This is a genomic window from Streptomyces sp. NPDC093089 (genome assembly GCF_044754405.1).
GTDB lineage: Bacteria > Actinomycetota > Actinomycetes > Streptomycetales > Streptomycetaceae > Streptomyces.
In genome coordinates, this window is sequence record NZ_JBIVPA010000009.1 from 358,480 (window position 1) to 374,821 (window position 16,342).

General features: G+C 72.9%; 18 protein-coding genes. 8 read left to right on the top strand and 10 right to left on the bottom strand.

Features of this window, described 5'->3' with window-relative positions; all coding sequences use genetic code 11:
* Positions 1 to 42: 42 nt before the first annotated feature.
* Positions 43 to 888, bottom strand: a complete 846-nt coding sequence (locus tag ACIQFX_RS23100; protein ID WP_402466399.1) for a hypothetical protein — start codon at positions 886 to 888, stop codon at positions 43 to 45.
* Here ACIQFX_RS23100 and ACIQFX_RS23105 point away from each other — a divergent pair.
* Positions 869 to 1,297 (top strand): hypothetical protein, encoded by a 429-nt coding sequence (locus ACIQFX_RS23105; protein ID WP_402466402.1) that lies wholly within the window; start codon positions 869 to 871, stop codon positions 1,295 to 1,297. The genes ACIQFX_RS23100 and ACIQFX_RS23105 overlap by 20 nt on opposite strands.
* Positions 1,298 to 1,662: 365 nt before the next feature.
* Entirely contained in the window at positions 1,663 to 3,669 is a 2,007-nt protein-coding gene (locus ACIQFX_RS23110) for an ATP-binding protein (RefSeq protein ID WP_402466405.1), read from the top strand.
* 233 nt (positions 3,670 to 3,902) lie between these two features.
* Here the strand turns inward: ACIQFX_RS23110 and ACIQFX_RS23115 are convergent, their stop codons facing one another.
* Entirely contained in the window at positions 3,903 to 4,568 is a 666-nt protein-coding gene (locus tag ACIQFX_RS23115) for an SDR family NAD(P)-dependent oxidoreductase (protein ID WP_402466407.1), read from the bottom strand.
* Between the two features lie 288 nt (positions 4,569 to 4,856).
* On the opposite strand from ACIQFX_RS23115, the gene ACIQFX_RS23120 reads away from it, so the two are divergent.
* Positions 4,857 to 5,156, top strand: coding sequence for a VOC family protein (locus ACIQFX_RS23120; protein ID WP_402466409.1), 300 nt, complete (start codon positions 4,857 to 4,859; stop codon positions 5,154 to 5,156).
* Positions 5,157 to 5,569: 413 nt separating this feature from the next.
* Here ACIQFX_RS23120 and ACIQFX_RS23125 read toward each other — a convergent pair whose 3' ends face one another.
* The 5 genes from ACIQFX_RS23125 to ACIQFX_RS23145 all read right to left on the bottom strand — a co-directional run bounded on the left by ACIQFX_RS23125 (position 5,570) and on the right by ACIQFX_RS23145 (position 9,306).
* Positions 5,570 to 6,502 carry an SDR family oxidoreductase gene (locus ACIQFX_RS23125; RefSeq protein ID WP_402466412.1) on the bottom strand — a complete coding sequence of 311 codons (933 nt, stop codon included), beginning with the start codon at positions 6,500 to 6,502 and terminating at the stop codon, positions 5,570 to 5,572.
* A gap of 221 nt (positions 6,503 to 6,723) precedes the next feature.
* Positions 6,724 to 7,194: a hypothetical protein gene (locus ACIQFX_RS23130; RefSeq protein ID WP_402466415.1), complete on the bottom strand. Its 471-nt coding sequence runs from the start codon at positions 7,192 to 7,194 to the stop codon at positions 6,724 to 6,726.
* Between the two features lie 429 nt (positions 7,195 to 7,623).
* Positions 7,624 to 7,983: an ArsR/SmtB family transcription factor gene (locus tag ACIQFX_RS23135; protein WP_402466417.1), complete on the bottom strand. Its 360-nt coding sequence runs from the start codon at positions 7,981 to 7,983 to the stop codon at positions 7,624 to 7,626.
* 191 nt (positions 7,984 to 8,174) lie between these two features.
* Positions 8,175 to 8,549: a hypothetical protein gene (locus ACIQFX_RS23140; RefSeq protein WP_402466420.1), complete on the bottom strand. Its 375-nt coding sequence runs from the start codon at positions 8,547 to 8,549 to the stop codon at positions 8,175 to 8,177.
* Positions 8,550 to 8,841: 292 nt separating this feature from the next.
* Positions 8,842 to 9,306: a hypothetical protein gene (locus tag ACIQFX_RS23145; protein ID WP_402466422.1), complete on the bottom strand. Its 465-nt coding sequence runs from the start codon at positions 9,304 to 9,306 to the stop codon at positions 8,842 to 8,844.
* Positions 9,307 to 9,332: 26 nt separating this feature from the next.
* Here ACIQFX_RS23145 and ACIQFX_RS23150 point away from each other — a divergent pair, with 26 nt between their 5' ends.
* A complete protein-coding gene (locus tag ACIQFX_RS23150; RefSeq protein ID WP_402466425.1) occupies positions 9,333 to 9,923 on the top strand; it encodes an exonuclease domain-containing protein in 591 nt (196 codons plus the stop codon).
* Positions 9,924 to 10,751: 828 nt separating this feature from the next.
* Positions 10,752 to 10,886, top strand: coding sequence for a hypothetical protein (locus tag ACIQFX_RS23155; RefSeq protein WP_402466427.1), 135 nt, complete (start codon positions 10,752 to 10,754; stop codon positions 10,884 to 10,886).
* Positions 10,887 to 10,959: 73 nt separating this feature from the next.
* Here the strand turns inward: ACIQFX_RS23155 and ACIQFX_RS23160 are convergent, their stop codons facing one another.
* Positions 10,960 to 11,148 (bottom strand): hypothetical protein, encoded by a 189-nt coding sequence (locus tag ACIQFX_RS23160; RefSeq protein ID WP_402466430.1) that lies wholly within the window; start codon positions 11,146 to 11,148, stop codon positions 10,960 to 10,962.
* 577 nt (positions 11,149 to 11,725) lie between these two features.
* On the opposite strand from ACIQFX_RS23160, the gene ACIQFX_RS23165 reads away from it, so the two are divergent.
* The 3 genes from ACIQFX_RS23165 (at position 11,726) to ACIQFX_RS23175 (ending at position 14,197) form a co-directional block, all read left to right on the top strand.
* Positions 11,726 to 12,427: an adenosylcobinamide amidohydrolase gene (locus tag ACIQFX_RS23165; protein WP_402466432.1), complete on the top strand. Its 702-nt coding sequence runs from the start codon at positions 11,726 to 11,728 to the stop codon at positions 12,425 to 12,427.
* Between the two features lie 92 nt (positions 12,428 to 12,519).
* Entirely contained in the window at positions 12,520 to 13,530 is a 1,011-nt protein-coding gene (locus tag ACIQFX_RS23170) for a MerR family transcriptional regulator (protein ID WP_402466434.1), read from the top strand.
* A 115-nt stretch (positions 13,531 to 13,645) separates the two neighbouring features.
* Positions 13,646 to 14,197, top strand: coding sequence for a GNAT family N-acetyltransferase (locus ACIQFX_RS23175; RefSeq protein WP_402466436.1), 552 nt, complete (start codon positions 13,646 to 13,648; stop codon positions 14,195 to 14,197).
* Positions 14,198 to 14,336: 139 nt separating this feature from the next.
* Here the strand turns inward: ACIQFX_RS23175 and ACIQFX_RS23180 are convergent, their stop codons facing one another.
* Together ACIQFX_RS23180 and ACIQFX_RS23185 are read right to left on the bottom strand one after the other, a co-directional pair.
* Positions 14,337 to 14,984 (bottom strand): alpha/beta fold hydrolase, encoded by a 648-nt coding sequence (locus tag ACIQFX_RS23180; RefSeq protein ID WP_402466439.1) that lies wholly within the window; start codon positions 14,982 to 14,984, stop codon positions 14,337 to 14,339.
* A 445-nt stretch (positions 14,985 to 15,429) separates the two neighbouring features.
* A complete protein-coding gene (locus tag ACIQFX_RS23185) occupies positions 15,430 to 16,206 on the bottom strand; it encodes an RNA polymerase sigma factor (protein WP_402466442.1) in 777 nt (258 codons plus the stop codon).
* Positions 16,207 to 16,342 lie beyond the last annotated feature (136 nt).

Consider the following 16,342-nt stretch of genomic DNA (forward strand, 5'->3'; position numbering starts at 1 on the left):
GCAGCCCGATCGCCTACGAGACAGCTTCCCAAGCAACATCAACTACTTTGACGCCAGCCGCATAACCCGTGTCCAGGATTCAGGGGCAAGGTCCCCGGGCTCGTACCCCCAGCCCTCGCCGATCCAGGAGGCCTGCGCGTTCTGGGCCGACGTCTTGCCGTCCGCGCTGGACGAGTCGTACGACAGCGCCACCTTGGGGGCGGAGCCGCCGAGTGCGGCCGGGGCCTGGATCGGGTACGAGTAGGTGAAGTTGCCCATGTTCGTACCGGCGCCCCATGCCATCGACGGGGACAGCGGCGAGGCGGCGTAGTCGCCCATAGCGCCACCGGAGGTCGGGGCCGCGGCCAGCACCATCGCCGTGGGTGCGGGGGCCGGCGCCTGGACGTACTCGCCCGCTCCGGCGGCGGCCGGGGCCAGCAGCACACCGGCCGCGGGGGCCGGGGCCGCCGGGGCCGGGGCCGCCGAGGCCGGGATCGCGACCCGGGCCGTCAGGACGCCCGTCCTCGGGTCGACGGTGGACGGGACCGGGGTCTGCTTCCGGCACGCCGCGCGGTGCGGAGTGGTGAGCGCACACGCCGGAAGCGCGACCAGCCGCGCCCGGTCGGACCAGGCCGCGCCCTGGAGGGTCTTCAGGTCCAGCGCGACCTTCACCTCGCGCTTGCGCGCCGGGGTACCGGTCCTGGCGCCGGTCCTGGCGCCGGTGGCCGTGTCGGTCAGGGTCACCACCGGGCCGGCCACGCCGAGGGCCTTGCCCTTGTCCTTGCCGGCCACCGCGACCTCGACCGGATCTGCCGGGCTGCGATCGACCCGGGCCACCTTGACCGGCAGCTTCCCGGCCTGCACGGGCTTGCCGTCGGGGAGGGCTACCGTGGCCGTCCCGATCGGCACGGCCACCGGCGGAACCGGCTGCCAGTCACCCGGCACGGGGTACGAGGGCTTCCTCGGCTTCCCCGGCTCGAGATCCTTCCCCTTCACCGACTTCTGTGCAGAAAGCGGTGTACTGGGCGGTGTCCACACCTTTCCGCGCTGGTCCCCGTCCAGCGCGCTGGTGGACGGAACGCCCGGCAATGTGACAGTCATGGAAATTGCGCCGATGGCAGAAACCCATCTGAGTCTCCGTCTGCGCGATCCACCGTCAGGCGTCTGCATACGCCAAGCCCGCACGAGCATCTCTCCAAGTGCACTTACCGAAACGCAGTCGCACACTCATGCGACTGCCGGAGGGGACCGTAGCGTGGCCGCGATCATGGTCGTGGAACAGCTCGCGCGGCCGGACCCCGCGCGTCGGATGATTTGATGAGGTGTTGCCAGGTATGGGCGCCGGACCTTGAGAACTCTTTGCCTGCGGCTTCCTGACCGTCCGGCAAAAGCCTTTGCACGGTTGCCGAATGCCGGGATGACGGAAGATCAGAAGGAATTCCGCGCCCCTTCCTGCCGGCTTCCGGCAGGAAGTGAGCACAGTAACCGAGGGTGATCGCCGGCGAGGAGTGCAGGAGCGTCCGACTACGACCCCGGGCCGCGGCCGGCCGTCTCGTCGGCGAGCTTCGCGCCGGTCCGTCGGCCGCCGGAATCGCCACCGCGACTCGAAGGGAAAGGGCCGAAAAGAACGCATCCGAAACGCCGGCGGTCCGGCGCCTGCCGGGCCTCCCCCACAATGCGGGGATGGAGAGCTGGGCACCGCCGGGGAGCGGGCCGTTCGTCGGGCGGGAGAAGGCGGTCGAGGACCTGGTGTCCCTGTTGGGCACCGAGCGCCTCGTGACGCTGACGGGGACGGGCGGCATCGGGAAGTCGCGGCTCGCCGCGCGGGTCGCCGAGGAGTACGGGCCCGACCTGTTCGCCGGCGTGCACTGGGTTCCCCTGTGGTCGCTGAGCACCCCGACGCTGCTCACCCCGCTGATCGCCGACGCCTGTGGCCTGTCGGACCATTCGCCCCACGGCCCGGTGGACACGCTGGCCGGCTGGATCGGCAACCGCCCCACCCTGCTGGTCCTGGACTCGTGCGAGCACCTCGTCGAGCCGTGCGCCGAACTGGTGCGGGCGCTCCTGGGGCGCTGCCCCGGGCTCGTGGTGCTCGCGACCAGCCGCGAACCGCTGGGCCTGGACGGTGAGGCCCTGCTGCACGTCGGTCCCCTTGCCCCCGACTCCGAGGCGATGGAGCTGTTCGTCGCCCGCGCGGCGTCCGCGGGGGTGCGGTGGACGCGCCCCGAGGAGTTCGTGGCCGCCGCCGAGGTGTGCCGCCGATTGGAGGGGGTGCCCCTGGCGCTGGAGCTGGCCGCCGCGCGCCTGCCCGGGCAGTCGGTGGGCTCGATGGCCGGGCTCCTGCGCGGCAGACTCGCCCTCGGCGAAAGCGGCGACAGCCGCGTCCGGCCCGCCCGTCACCGTGCGCTGCGGACCACCATCGGGTGGAGCCACGAGCTGTGCGCGCCCCTCGAACGCCTCCTGTGGGCCCGCATGTCGGTGTTCCGTTCCGGTGCCACGGTGGACGACGTGACCCAGGTCTGCCGCGGCGGCCCCCTGACCGACCCGGCGCTGGCCGAGGCCCTCGAAGGACTGGCCCGCAAGAGCGTCGTCACCTTGTCCGACGGCCGGGTGCACGTCTACGACACGGTGCGCGAGTACGGGGCCCTGTGGCTGGCGGAGCTCGGCGAGGCCCGCCCGACGGCCGACCGCCACGCCCTGCACTTCCGCGAACTCGCCCTGGCCGCCGAGCGCTCCTGGTGGGGACCGGAGCAGTCCGCGACGTTCACGCAGTTGAACTCCTGTTACGGCGACTTGTGCGCGGCGCTGGAACACCTCCTGGCGACCGACCCCCGGAAGGCCGCGGAACTGGCCGGCGCCGTCGGCTTCTTCTGGGCGTGTTCCGGCCATCTGCACGAGGCGTCGCACTACCTGGAGAAGTGCCTGCGGCTCGTCGCCGGCCCCCCGGCGGTCACGGCGAAGCTGTACTGGGCGCTCGGCGTGGTCCGGTGCCTCCAGGGCGCCTACGACACCGCCGCACGCCTGGCGGGGAGGGCGGACGAGGAGGCGTTCCGCGCGGCTGACACGACACTGCTCGCGGACGCCGCCTACCTGCGCGGGCTCGTGATGCTGCTGCGCGGCGAACCCCTGGACGCGCTCGCCGTCGCCGACCGCGCCCTGGCGCGAAAGGGCTGCGCGGCTCCCGCGGCGGCGCGGTGCCGCCTCGTGCGCGTGTTCGCGCTGACGGCCTCCGGATCCCTGCGTACGGGACGCGCCGAGGCCGAGGCGCTGCGGAACGACTCCGTATCGGCGGGAGAGCACTGGACCCGCTCCTACACCGAGTACCAACTGGCCGTGATAGCGCTCCAGGAGCAACGCGCGGCCGACGCCGCCTCGCACGCGCGCGCCATGCTGCGCGACAAGCGCCGGATCGGCGACGCCTTCGGCCTGGGCCTGGGCCTCGACCTGCTCGCGGTCGCCCTCGCGGCGCTGGAGCGGGGCGAGGACGCGGCGGTCGCTTACGGAGCCGGCCAGGTGTTCTGGGAGATGGTCGGGCACCCCCAGCGTGGCACCCCCGAACTGAAGCCCCTGCGGCAGCACGCCGAGCAGTCGGCGCGTCGACAGATCGGCGACGGTGCGTACGACCAGGCGTACGGCCTGGCCAGGCTCACGGACCCGTTCATGACGCTGGACACGATGCTGGCGGGGTGACGCGGAGCGGGGGCGGGAAGCCGGACTGGCAGGGGCCGGAAGCCGGACTGCCAGGGGCGGGAGGCCGGGGCCGGCAGGGGCGCGCGCCGACCGCGCCGGGGGCCGGCTCGACGTGCGGAGCCTCCGCCGCTCGGGGGGGGTACGACGGAGGCTCCGTGGAGACTTCTCCCCCGGCGCCGATCCGGATGCAGCCGATGTCGGGAAATTCGAAACCGCTTCTGCGGGCCGGTCCCTCAGGAATCACGCGCCCCTGCCGTGTCGAGCGGCCCCAGCACGTACTCCTCCACCGCCCGGGCCGGGTCCTCACCAGGCGGCATCCTCGGCGGACTGCCGGTCACCGCCCGGTCGGCGAACCCGCCGTCGAGGTGCGGCATGCGGACGTCGACGACGCGGACCCCCCGTCTGCGCTGTTCACGCCGCACCACACCGAGCCAGGCGGCGAGCGCCGTCTTCGACGCCGCGTAGTCGGCGGTCTCCAACGGCGGCTTGTCCACGACGATCCCGGTGACGACCACGACGGCCCCTGCCGCCTCCAGGACCGGCAGGGCCCCTCGTACGACGGCCATGGGTGCCAGGGCGTTGACGGTCATGAGGTGCTCGGCCGCCGCCTCGCCGACGTGCTCGGCACGGCCGAATCCCGCGACGCCGATGGCGACGACGACGGCGTCCAGTCCTCCGAGCACCTTCGACGCCCACGGCGCCAGGGCGGCACATCCGTCCAGGTCATAGGCGTCGAAGGCGCGGTACGGGCAGTCGCCCAGCCGCCGTGACCGCTCCACCAGCCGCTCGCCGTCACGACCGGCCAAGGCGAGCGAGGCACCCCGCCCGGCCGCCATCCGCGCGGCCAGACCCCCGATCATCCCCGTCGCTCCCACGACGAGCGTCCTCGCTCCGGTCATCGGCAGGACCTCCTCCGCAGGCTGAGGCGGATCGCCTCCTGATACAGACCCTTCTCCGTGAAAGCCCCTTCGGGATGCGCGCACCCGCTTCCGCGCTCCTGGAAAGACCGAGGCCCGCGGGGTGCGCTGGTGCCACGAAGAGGGCGACTGGCACGCGACCGCCCAGCACGACGTCTTCCACCGCATGATCGGCCGGCTCTACCCCTGCCTCCAGAACCGCGAACTCTTCGACGAGCTCATGGCGTTTCCTGCCCTGCCGGAGCTAAAGCGTGTATCGAAAGTGCTGCCGTGCCTGAGCTGTGTGCGCGAAGGCGGAGCGCAACTCGGTGGCGTCTGGGGGTGGAGGGCCCGGTGCTGTACTTCAACCAGGTGCCCGAGTCCAAGAAGATCAAGAACCGGATCCATCTGTGTTTGCGCCCTGAGGCATCGCGCGAGCAGGAGGTGGAACGGCCGCTCGGCCTCGGTGCCACCCTGGTCGCCGATCGCCGGAATCACGATGGGACTGGCTGGGCAGTCCTTGCCGACCCCGAAGGCAATGAATTCTGCGTTCTTCGCAGCGAGTCCGACCGAGCTGCGATGGATTCCTGACGCCCGCGCGCCAACCTGGCAGGTTTGGTGTGACCGCCCCGCCCTCATCCCCGTCGGCGGCGGCGTAGAAGACGTAGAACTTGCCGTGCCGCTGCTTCACCAAGGTGACGGTCACGTGCTCGCCGATGAGTCCCTGGGCCAGGATGCGCGCGTCGCTCTCGCTCAACAATGGAACCTCCCCTGTCGGGGCAGGCTATCCGCGCACCGAGACGCCCTTCCACGGCACTCGATGTTCGAGGACGTGACCCGTAGCGGAGGCACCGACCACGGCGGCTGACCACCAACGGCGCGCTCCGGCGACCAGCACGTCGACCAGCACGAAGCCGTCCGTCCTGGTCGGGACACCGACCGGGACACCGACCGGGACACCGACCGGGACACCGACCCGAGCGGGACACCGACCCGAGCGGGGCTCACGCCCGCTCGGGTCCGTCGCTCGCGGGAGCCGTGGGGCCGGGGGCGGTAACCGCGCGGCCGAGCTTCGCCTCCTCGATGCGGCCGCCGTGGCCGAGAAGACCGGTCTGGTCGAAGGCGTACTCGCGCATCAGGCGCGGCAGGTCCCGCCGCGACACGAATTCGACGAAGAGAGGGAAGATCGGGCGCCCGGCCTGGGCGAGCCTGAGCCACGGCGGCGCGTAGACGGACGCCGCACGACGGTCCACGCCGCGGGCGATCCAGTCCGAGACCCGGTCCACCGAGTACACGCGGCGGGCGGGAGCGGGCATGTGCCCGCGCAGCTCCCGCAGGACCGTGTGGCGGTCGACGTCGCGGACCATGTCGGTGTCGGTCCAGTGCAGGTACACCACACCCACGGCGACGCCCTGGTGGGCCACTTCGGCGCGCAGGGAACGCGCGAAGGCCTCCGCGCCGGCCTTGGACGCGCAGTACGCGCTCATCATGGGGGCCGCGCCGAACGCAGCCGTGGAGGCGACCTGGAGGAAGTACCCCCGTGTGGTCCGCAGACCTGGGAGGAAGGAGCGCGCGGTGACGGCGCTCCCGACGAGGTTGACCTCGATGACGCGCCGCCACGTCTCCGGATCGGATGTCTCGAAGGGGCCGCCCTCGGCGACGCCGGCGTTGGCGATGACGACCGAGGGGGTGCCGAGGTGCCGGGCCACGTCGTCGGAGGCGCGGCGCATGGTCTCGTCGTCGGTGACGTCGACCTCGACGACGTGACTCTCGGTGGGCAGGGTCCTGGCCACGGCTTCCAGCGTGGCGGCCTCCCTGCCGAGCAGGGCCACCTTCATCCCTCGTTCGGCGAGCCGCAGAGCCAGGCCCGCGCCCAAGCCTCGGGCGGCTCCCGTGACGACTGCGGTACGTCCCTGCATTGCCCGTGAACGGGCCATGGCTGCCTCCTCGGGGACCGGCGGATGACGTGCACAGCGACTGCCCGGCCCTCAGCCGGGCCACACGTCCGCGGCGGGCGACGTTCACCTTTCTACGAGCTCTTCTCCAGTAGCTCTTCTCCGCGCGCCGGCATCCGGATGCACGGCACCGATCCTGGCGAGCCACCATCACTCTCTCGGCCCCGCGTCCGAGCAGCGCGAACGCCGCTCGCCACCGCTGACTACGGTGTGCACCGCTCTCCGAAATCGCCCTTCGGGTCCGCCGGCGCCTCGATCACAGCAAGGTGGCGGCCCTCGGCGGTGGTCACGGCCACGATCTCCGCCCGCCGCGCCCGCGCCCGGGTCCTGCCGTACTCCGGATCTATGCCGAGCGCCCGGTCCAGGTCCGTGAGCGCGAGGTAGCCACGGCCCAGGGCGTGCTGGGCGGGGGCGCGGCTGCCGAGCGCCCAGGTGTGATCGGGATCGAGCTCCGGGGCGGCGCGGTCGTACTGGGCCACGCCCCTCCGCGTATCGACCGCACTCCCGCGGTGTCTCGCCCCGCCCACCAGCCACGGATCGTCCAGGGACAGGGCCTGCGCCCGGTCCAGGTCCACGACCTCGACCTCGACCTCGACCTCGCCGTCGGCGTCGGCGTCGGCGTCGGCGTCGCCCAGCGCGCGCCGGAGCCGCGAGCGCCTCACGAGGGCCCACACGTAATCCGGCTCCAGGGCCAGCCCGGTCGTGCCCCCCCTGAGCCCGGTCGAAGGAGCCGAGATCGTGGTGGGTCGCCGCCTGCCCCGTGTACGGCCATGACGCGCTCGGCGTCAGTTCGATCGCCCGGTCGAAGTCGGCGAACGCCTCCGTGCACTCCCCGCGTCTCCGGTGCGCCTCCCCCGGACCGACAGCGCCCCGGTGCGCTGGAGGTCGGTGAGTCCGGCCTGGCCGAGGAACATGAGGAATCCGGCGCGTCTTCGAAGCTGGACCAGCTCACGCATCGACGGTCTCGGGGCGTGCGGGAAAGCGGCCGTGCGGTGCAGCGGTCGTACGGTGCAGCCTGGCAGCAGTGCGGCAGCTCCGTCAGGCGGCCGTCGGACCCGCAGTGTGCGTCGGCGGGCACGGCCCGACGCCGACCGGCGGCCCCGTCATCGCCGGGGCGGACTCGCCTGCACCGCGGTGTCGGTGTCCCGGAGTTCGGCAAGCAACTCGCTCTGTCCGGAGAGCATTTCGGTGAGGATGCGCCGCGCGGCGCGCAGCAGGTCCGCCACGTCGCCGCCGGCGAGTGCGTAACTGACGGTCGAACCGTCACGGACGGAGACGACAATGCCGGACCGGCGGAGAACGGCGAGCTGCTGGGACAGGTTGGACGGCTCGATGTCTATCTCGTTCAGAAGCTCGCGTACGGGTACCGGGCCGTTCTGGAGCAGTTCGAGTACGCGGATCCGGGCGGGGTGTCCGAGCATGCGGAAGAACTCCGCCTTGGCCTGGTACAGCGGCACCTGCATGCGACAACACTCCCGCCCGGGTACGACGAATCCAAGGGCTACCGGCCAGACCTGCCGGTTTCTCGATGCCCAGCTCCTGTCATTCTCCTGCCTCCCGGCTCCGGCACGCCCCGGCTGATCACTTTTAGATGTGTCGAGTTGAAGAATCTTTCAACTCATGGGCGCACGAAGCCGGGAACAAGGGAGAAGGACTAGAGCTCCAGTTCCGCTTCTATGCGCTTCAGCTGGTGCCTGGCCATGGCCAGATTCGCCCTCGCCTTGTCCAGCACGAGGTACAGGAACAGACCGTTGCCCCCACGACCGCGCAGCAGCCGGATGAGGTGGTACTGGCTCCCGAGGGTGATCAGCACGTCCTCGATGTCTTCCTTGAGGTCCAGCAGCTCCATCGCGCGGACCTTCGCGCGGATCACGTCGGTGTTCCCCGCCGCGGCCACCGACAGGTCGAGGTTCTTGCCTCCACCCAGCGTCCCCAGAGCCATGCCGCTCGTGTAGTCGACGAGCGCCACCCCCAGACTCCCCTCGATCGAGGTCATCGCCTCCTTCAGAGACGTCTCCACAGTCAACATCAGTACTCGCTCTCTGTGTTCACGACCGCCCGGCCGATCTCACACCGCAGCCGGATCTGATCGCAGACGCTACCCACTGACCGCGGGGCCGTCAGGAACATCGGGAAACCGGCCGGAATCCGTCCCCGTGATCCGACATCCGACACCCGCCGTTCCCGCGGAAGCCACCCACCCGGGCGCCCTCGACGTCCTGACCAACGGGGACAGGCAGCCGATCCTCTCCACCTGGAACATCCCGTGCCGAAGAGCCGGTCTTCCTCGCGCACACAGGCGTCGATCCCCCTCCCCACCGTCAGTTCTCCTCCGGAGGCGACCCCTTCGCCGCCACGCGAGCCACCCGGGCGTTCCAGGCCCAAGGCTCCAGCGGCTCCTCCCACGTCACCTCGACGTCGAACCCATGGACGGCGCGCGTGACTGCCGCCACATTCGCGGCCGCCCGGTCCCGCGCGTCCTGCGGGTCGGCATGGACCGGCAGGTCCAGGCGCCCGCACACCAGCCCACCCTCCACGGTGCGGAAGCTGGAAACCCAACCCGTGGACGTGACCATCAGAAGAATCTCCGCCGGAACACCGAAGGACGGTCGCTGCTTCCTCACCTTCTTGCGCCTCACCACACCGCCATCCCACAGCATCAGGTGCGGGACATCGAGGCCGGGTGGGGATTCCCAGGAAGCGCGCCGGCAGAAAGACATAAAGCCCTTGCGTACAAAGGTCGTTGATGGTGGCGATGAGGCAGCCGGAAACTCGGGTGCCGCCATCGACCCACCCCCCTACCCTCACCCCCATGCACCATAAATCCGCCCTACTGAACGTCATCGACGTGGAAGCCACCTGCTGGAACGGACAACCGCCGCCCGGGTCCGTCAACGAGATCATCGAGATCGGCCTCACCGTCGTGGACGTGCCGGCCCGCCGACGCGTGTCCCGCCACCGCATCCTGGTCCGCCCGGCGCGGTCGGCGGTGAGCGACTTCTGCACCGAACTGACCGGCCTGACCCAGGCAGAGGTGGACCAGGGCGTCACCTTCGCCGAGGCATGCCGGATCCTCGCCGACGAGTACGAGGCCGGGGTACGTCCCTGGGCCAGCTGGGGCGAGTACGACCGCCGGCAGTTCGCCCGGCAGTGCCAGGCCGACGGGGTCCCCTACCCCTTCGGGTACCCGACGGACCGCACCCACACCAATGCCAAGGCCGTGTTCACCGACGCCCACGAGCTCCGCAAGAAGCCCGGCATGGCCCACGCCCTGCGCATCGCCGGCCTGCCCCTCGAAGGCCGCCACCACCGCGGCGAGGACGACGCGTGGAACATCGCGGCACTCGTCCTCGACCTCGTGACCCGCGAGACCTGGCCGACGACGACGGCCCCGCTCCCCTGAGGGCTGCCCCGCAGGGGCTCTTCCGGGACGGGCGGACCACGTACACGTCGAGCCGTACGGCGGGACGACGGGAGCCACCCGGCCTGTGCAGCGGGGCGGCTTCCCGGGTGTGGGTGTGTGCAGGGTCGGACGAGGTGGCTCATGCCGCCCCAGCCGGAACCGACCTCGTGCGAGGCGAAGTCGCCGTTTCCGGCGTACGTGCGGAGCCTGTCGTCGCTGGCGCTCACGCCGAGCAGGTCGTCGTTGAGGTCACCGGTGAAGTCGCGGTCGCCCTTGCTGCACGAGGCGGGGGTCACGCCGAGCGGGATGGCGTAAGCATTGATGCGCTGGCCGATGGAGCCCGGGATGGAACCGACGTGCTTCTGCGAGGCGCTCACCGCGACGTCGGCGACCCGGTCGCTCCAGTTGCCGTGGGTGGTCATGACCGAAAGCCGGTGAAGATGCGATGGGACAAGGCCGTGCGGCCGAGGTGCTGCGTCACCACAACACCTGACCCGGCCCTCTTCACGTAAGTCGCGTTCAACGACCGTGGCGCAGGGGACATCGACTCGCCCGCCGCCTCTAGCGATGGGGGCGAGGCGGGCGGACAAAGGTGTCGAGCGCGCGCACGGCTGCACGGATACGGGCTGGGCCGCGACTCAACCGCTCTCCCGCGCACCACCAGGACAGCTGCTCGTCCGCATCCCGCGGATGCATGCCCAGGCCATGCTCGGCGCACAGAGGCCACGCCTGCCACAGACACTCGGTGACGGTCTCCTGCGCGGCATCGGCGACGATCGCCAGCGCAGAGGCAGGGTCGTCCGCCGAGTCCGGGTACAGGTAATCGCCGTGCCACTCGCCGTTGGCCAGAGCGCGGTGACCATGCCGACGTGCTGCGCCCAGCCGTTGGCGTACTCGAAGACCACGGCGTCTCCGACCTGGGGCTGGTACGAGGACGAGGTGTGCAGGGTGCCGTCGGCCTGACCGCAGGAGCAGAAGGAGGAGGCCCGGGCGTCCGTCCCGTTGATGTTGAAGCCCGAGTTCTTCCAGGCCCACTTCACGAAGTCCGCGCGCAGGGCTCCGCCTCGGTACCGGTCGAGGTGTTGCAGCTCGTCATGAAGCTCCTGCCGCCGAGCGAGTTCGTCGAGCAGGCGTTGTCGCCGACCTGAGCCCTGGCCAGGGCGGCGGCCTCCGCGGTGGTGTCGGCGAAGACGGGTACGGCGATCAGGCTGAAGGCGCAGCCCACGGTGGCGAGAGTGACACCGGCGGCGGAGGTGGGGCCGAAGAGACCCGGTTCGCCGGCCTGCGGCCGCAGGCGCCGAGTCCCGGCGTACAGCAGTTGGTCGGCCTCGACCAGATCCGGGAGTGCCTGGCCCGCCTCACCCGTGAGACGACCACGAGGTGATGGCCTTCGCGCCCGACAGCGCCCACACGCCGGAGTCCGTCGAGGCCGCCCGCCCGCTCATCAAGGCGCTGCTGAAGCGCAGGATCCGGATGCGGACGATCTACCTCGACAGCGCCCGCAACAGCCCGCACACAGTCGAGTACGTCAACTGGCTGTCGGAGCGCGGCACGCCGCATCGCCACCGACCTGATGGAACGGCTGGGCGCACGCAGCAGGTTCGAAGCGGGAGTACGGGCGGTCCAGCACGGCCGGCTCCCGTCCCGGCCCTCCTGCCCCTTCCCTTCCGAGCGCGCACCCGGCAGTACCACGCCGCTCTTCTCCCCCACCGGGCCACGCCGCCCTGCACCGCCGCGCCGCTCCTCCCCCACCGGGCCGCGCCCGGCCCCGGCCGGTCAGGTCTCGCGCGTTAGGGTGTGGGGTGCTTCCGCGAACCCTCCTCACCAGCCGTTCCCTGGCCGACGCCGCACTCCTCGCGCACACGGAGCAGGGGCAGGAGTGGCCGCTCCTCGTCTGGGCCCCGGGGCCGGGCGTGCGGATGGTGTCGAGCGCCGTCCTCGGCGGCGGCATCGGCGAACGGGCGTGGGTCCTGAACGCCCAGGTACCTCCCGGCTACGACCGGCTCGACCCCGTGGCCCACCTCGGCGACCTGGCCTCCGGCGCGGGGCTCGCAGGTGTCGGCGTCGGCCTCATGACGGCGGCCTCGGTCGCGGACCGGCGGCACGCGGCGGACGGCGGCGCGCAGGCCGTGGTGACCGCCGGGATCGGGGTACGCGGCTGGGCCGCCGCACCGGCGGCCGGTGACGTCGCGCCCCCGCGCCCCGGGACGATCAACATCATCGTGTCGCTCCCCGTACCGCTCACGGACGCCGCCCTCGTGAACGCGGTCGCCACCGCCACCGAGGCGAAGACCCAAGCCCTCGTCGAGCTCGGAGCCGACGCCTCCGGCACCCCCACGGACGCCGTCTGCGTCGCCGCCCCCTCCCCCACCGGCCCCGACGCCGAGGTCTTCGCCGGCCCGCGCTCCCTCTGGGGCGCCCGCCTCGCCCGCGCGGTCCACCGCGCGACCCGAGCAGCCTGCGCGGACCTCCTCGCGGCCGAAAGGATCGCCCGGATCGGCTGACACCGGGGAGCGGCTCCGCCCGAACCCACAGGCCCGCCGCCCGAACCAGGCAGATCCGCCCTCGCATCGTTCGTGCGTCGTATCATGGAAAGATGTTCGATACGACGCACGGCGTCACGACCGGTGCGGTGGCACGGCGCCTCGGGGTGTCGCCGACCACCCTGCGTTCCTGGGACCGGCGCTACGGCATCGGTCCCGCGACACGCGAAGGTGGGAGGCACCGGCGATGGACTCCGGCTGATGTCGCCATGCTGGAGGAGATGTGCCGGTTGACGGCCTCGGGAGTGCCGCCCGCGGAAGCGGCGCGGGAGGCCCGGCGCGACCGGGAGGGAGGGCAGGACGGGCCACCGGTCGACGCACCCGCTCGCCGTCCCGCCCGGCAGCCCGGTTCCGGCAACGGCCTGCCGCTCGGCGACGTGCGCCGGGAGTGCAGGGGGCTGGCACGGGCCGCCGTGCGGCTGGACAGCCCGGCCCTGGACACGATGCTGCAGGACGTGGTGGCGGAGCACGGACTCGTCACCGCCTGGGAAGAGGTGATGGCGCCCACGCTGCACGCGGTGGGGCGGAAGTGGGAGTCCTCCGGGGACCGGTACGTCGAGGTGGAGCACCTGCTGTCCTGGCACGTGTCGACCGTGCTCCGGCGGACCGCGAGCCCCGGGCGCGGCCCCGTGGCCGCCGGGCCGCCGGTGCTCCTCGCGTGCGTCCCCGGCGAGCAGCACACCCTGCCGCTGGAGGCGCTGGCGGCGGGGCTGGGCGAACTCGGCCTGCCGACCCGGATGTTCGGCGCCGCCGTCCCCGCCGAGGCACTCGACGCGGCCGTACGGCGCATGGGGCCCGCGGCGGTCGTCCTGTGGTCGCAGTCGCGCTCCACGGCGCACCACGCGCTCGCCCGGCACGTCGCCGGCAGCGCGTTCGGAGTGAAAGGGGCCCGGACCTGCCCCCTCGTGGTGCTCGCCGGCCCCGGCTGGGCCGGCCGCAACACGGCGGCGGGCATGCCGCGCCCGGCCGGCCTGCGCGAGGCGCTCACGGTCCTCGCCCGCCTCTATCCGGCGCCGCAACCACAAACACAGCCAGAGCCAGAGTCCCCCTCCGACGCCGGGTGAAGCCCCCGACGGCCGCCCCTGGCTCAGCCGATCCGGCCCGGTCTCCCCGAGCCTCCCCCGCCCCCCCCCCCGGAATCCGAGTGCGTCCACTCCCTCGCCCCGGCACCATGGCCCGATGGAACACCCCCTCGTCGTCCCCGAGCTCGCCGCCGCCGGCGGCTTCACGCTGCGGCCCTGGCGGCTCACGGATCTGCCGCTCGTGCGCGAGGCGGCGGCGGACGAGTACATCCCGCTGATCACGACGGTCCCGTCGCCGTACACCGAGCCGGAGGGGATCGCGTTCGTCGAGCGGCAGTGGGGCCGGGCGACCACGGGAACGGGGTACCCGTTCGTCATCGTGGCCCCCGACGGCCGGCCCGTCGGCAACGTCGGACTGTGGTGCAGGCCGGAGCCCGATCGCGCGTCGGTGGGCTACTGGGTCGCCGCGTCGGGCCGGGGGCACGGCGCCGCACTCGCCGCGCTGCGGGCCGTCGCCGACTGGGCACGGCGGGACCGGGGGCTCACCCGGCTCGAACTGCACGTCGAACCGTGGAACACGGCCTCCGTGCGCACCGCCGAGCGCGCGGGCTTCCGGCGCGAACGGCTCGTGCGGGACGGCGTACGGATCGCGCCCGGGTACCGGGACGTGTTCCTGTACGCGCGCCAGGACGCCTGCCAGGACGGCTAGGACGGCCAGGACGGCCAGGACGGCGTGACTCCCGTCGAGTCGGCGACCGCCCCGTGCGACCCCGTGACGCCGTGCGACCCCGTGTCGGCCGAAGGCCGCGTAGGGGGCGGCGGCGGGGGCAACGTCGAGGGCGGCGGCCTCAGCCGTGGGAGAGCAGCGCGGCGGTGAGTTCGGCCGCGCGGCGGTGCCAGAGGCCGGCGCCGCGGAGCATGGCGTGGCCTCCGGTCGGCATCGGGATGCCCGCCGCGTCGGCGCCGGCCGCCCGCGCCCTGCGGACGAAGTCCCAGGACTCGCGGGCGGAGGTGACGCGGTCGGCCTCGTCGTGGAGGAGGTAGAGCCGGCGGCCGCCGAGGTGGTCGACGGGTTCGCCGGCGGGGCACCAGGGCGCGAGGGCCACGACACCGCGGACGGCAGGGTCGCCGGCGGTCCTGAGGGCGGCGCGCCCGCCCATGGAGTGCCCGACGAGGACCACGGGCACCGGGCCCGCTTCCTCGCGCAGCCGGGCGAGGGCGGCCTCGGCGTCCCGGGCGGCGTCGGCGCGGTCGCCGTTCCAGCCCCGGTGGCCGTACCGCACCTCGGCGACCAGGACGTCCCTGCCCCGGACGGCACGTGTGACCGCGGCGACGAAGGGGCGCATGCGCAGCGCGGGGAGGTTGAGCGCCGGCGGCGGCTCCGGGCCGTCCTCACGGCCTCCGTGGAGCAGCAGCACGGCAGCGGTGGGCGCCTCGGGCGCGCTGCGGACGACGAGGCTGCCCGCTTCGGCCCGGCGGGTCCGGCATCCCGTCATCGCGCGCCCGTCCCGGTCCCCCGTCGCCCGGACGGCAGGGGGTGTTCCCCGCTCGTACGGGCCGTGCAGGCCGCGTCACCGGGCCGCTGCGCCATGAGGCCTCCATCCGTCGCTTCACCGCTCCCCGCCGTGGGCGATCCCTCACACACGGGGAGTCGAGCCTGGGAGCCGCAGTCTGCCAGGTCGCACGGCCCGTCAGATACGGGACCCGGGCTACTCGCGCGACTTCGGATACGGACGGGGACCACGCGTACGCGCACGGACACGGACGGGCACCACGCGTGCGCGTACGGACACGGACGGGGGCCACGCGTACGGACACGGACAGCGGCCACGCGTACGCGTGTGGGGAGGAGGACGGGCACGCGTCGGGGTCCGAAGTCGGCACGCGCGCGCGTACGGGTGGCTCGTACCCGGACGGTGGCGGGATCCGCTCCCGGCATGCTCAGCCCTCTGCCACCAGGCCCCGGCGCATGCGTTGGAGGCCCCGGCGCGCGTGGCTCTTGACCGTGCCCAGGGGCATGCCCGTCCGGTGGGCGATCTGCACCTGGGTGAGGTCGCCGAAGAACGCGAGGGTCAGCACGTCGCGCTGGTCGCGCGGCAGGCGCGCCAGTTCGCGGGTGACGACGATCCGGTCGAGGACCCGCTCGGGGTCCCCCTGCTCGGTGCCGGCGGTCTGCACGGCCGCGCCGGCCGCGGCGACGAGGTCCAGTCGGCGCGTCCGCGCGGTGAGGGCGTCGGCGGTCTTGCGCCGGGCGATGCCGACCAGCCAGGCGGGCACGGGTCCGCGTTCGGGCCGGTACCCGGCACGTCCCCGCCAGGCGGCGAGGAACACCTGCTGGGTGACGTCCTCGGCCTCGCGCGCGTCGCCGAGGACACGGGCCGCCAGGGTGTGGATGAGCCGGCTCCACCGCTGATGGGCGAGGACGAGGCATTCCTCGTCGCCCTGGACTAGCCCCCGGCCGATCTCCTCGTCGGACAGCACGCCGACCGCGCCCCCGACCGCCTCCCCCGCGGTCCCTACCTCGTGCCCCGCGGTCCCGACCTCGCGCCCCGTCGTTCCGGCCCCGCGCCGGGCCGCGCCGTAAGCGGCCGGGGAGACGGGCGGGAACTGGGGCCCGTGGTGTGTGGGAAGAACGGTGCGGGTGGGGAGGGACGGGGAGGCGTGCGGGGGCACCGGCGGGGAGACCGGACGGGCGAGCGGGTACGTGGTCGTGGTCATGGCGGCTGCTCCTCGTCCTCCCGGAGCTCGGTGCTCCCGGCCCGCCCAGCGTCCGGCCGGGGGCGCGGGCACCTCAAGTCGCATCGTTCGTGCGTCGTATCCCCGACGGCGCAGGCCCGGCCCCGCACGGCCAGGA

Bases quoted from the DNA above. Each gene is read 5' to 3' on its own strand.
- ACIQFX_RS23170 (WP_402466434.1), top strand. From the start codon at position 12,520: ATGTTCGATACGACGCACGGCGTCACGACCGGTGCGGTGGCACGGCGC.
- ACIQFX_RS23180 (WP_402466439.1), bottom strand. From the start codon at position 14,984: ATGACGGGATGCCGGACCCGCCGGGCCGAAGCGGGCAGCCTCGTCGTC.
- ACIQFX_RS23175 (WP_402466436.1), top strand. From the start codon at position 13,646: ATGGAACACCCCCTCGTCGTCCCCGAGCTCGCCGCCGCCGGCGGCTTC.
- ACIQFX_RS23150 (WP_402466425.1), top strand. From the start codon at position 9,333: ATGCACCATAAATCCGCCCTACTGAACGTCATCGACGTGGAAGCCACC.
- ACIQFX_RS23140 (WP_402466420.1), bottom strand. From the start codon at position 8,549: ATGTTGACTGTGGAGACGTCTCTGAAGGAGGCGATGACCTCGATCGAG.
- ACIQFX_RS23110 (WP_402466405.1), top strand. From the start codon at position 1,663: ATGGAGAGCTGGGCACCGCCGGGGAGCGGGCCGTTCGTCGGGCGGGAG.
- ACIQFX_RS23185 (WP_402466442.1), bottom strand. From the start codon at position 16,206: ATGACCACGACCACGTACCCGCTCGCCCGTCCGGTCTCCCCGCCGGTG.
- ACIQFX_RS23115 (WP_402466407.1), bottom strand. From the start codon at position 4,568: ATGACCGGAGCGAGGACGCTCGTCGTGGGAGCGACGGGGATGATCGGG.
- ACIQFX_RS23135 (WP_402466417.1), bottom strand. From the start codon at position 7,983: ATGCAGGTGCCGCTGTACCAGGCCAAGGCGGAGTTCTTCCGCATGCTC.
- ACIQFX_RS23125 (WP_402466412.1), bottom strand. From the start codon at position 6,502: ATGGCCCGTTCACGGGCAATGCAGGGACGTACCGCAGTCGTCACGGGA.
- ACIQFX_RS23145 (WP_402466422.1), bottom strand. From the start codon at position 9,306: ATGGCGGCACCCGAGTTTCCGGCTGCCTCATCGCCACCATCAACGACC.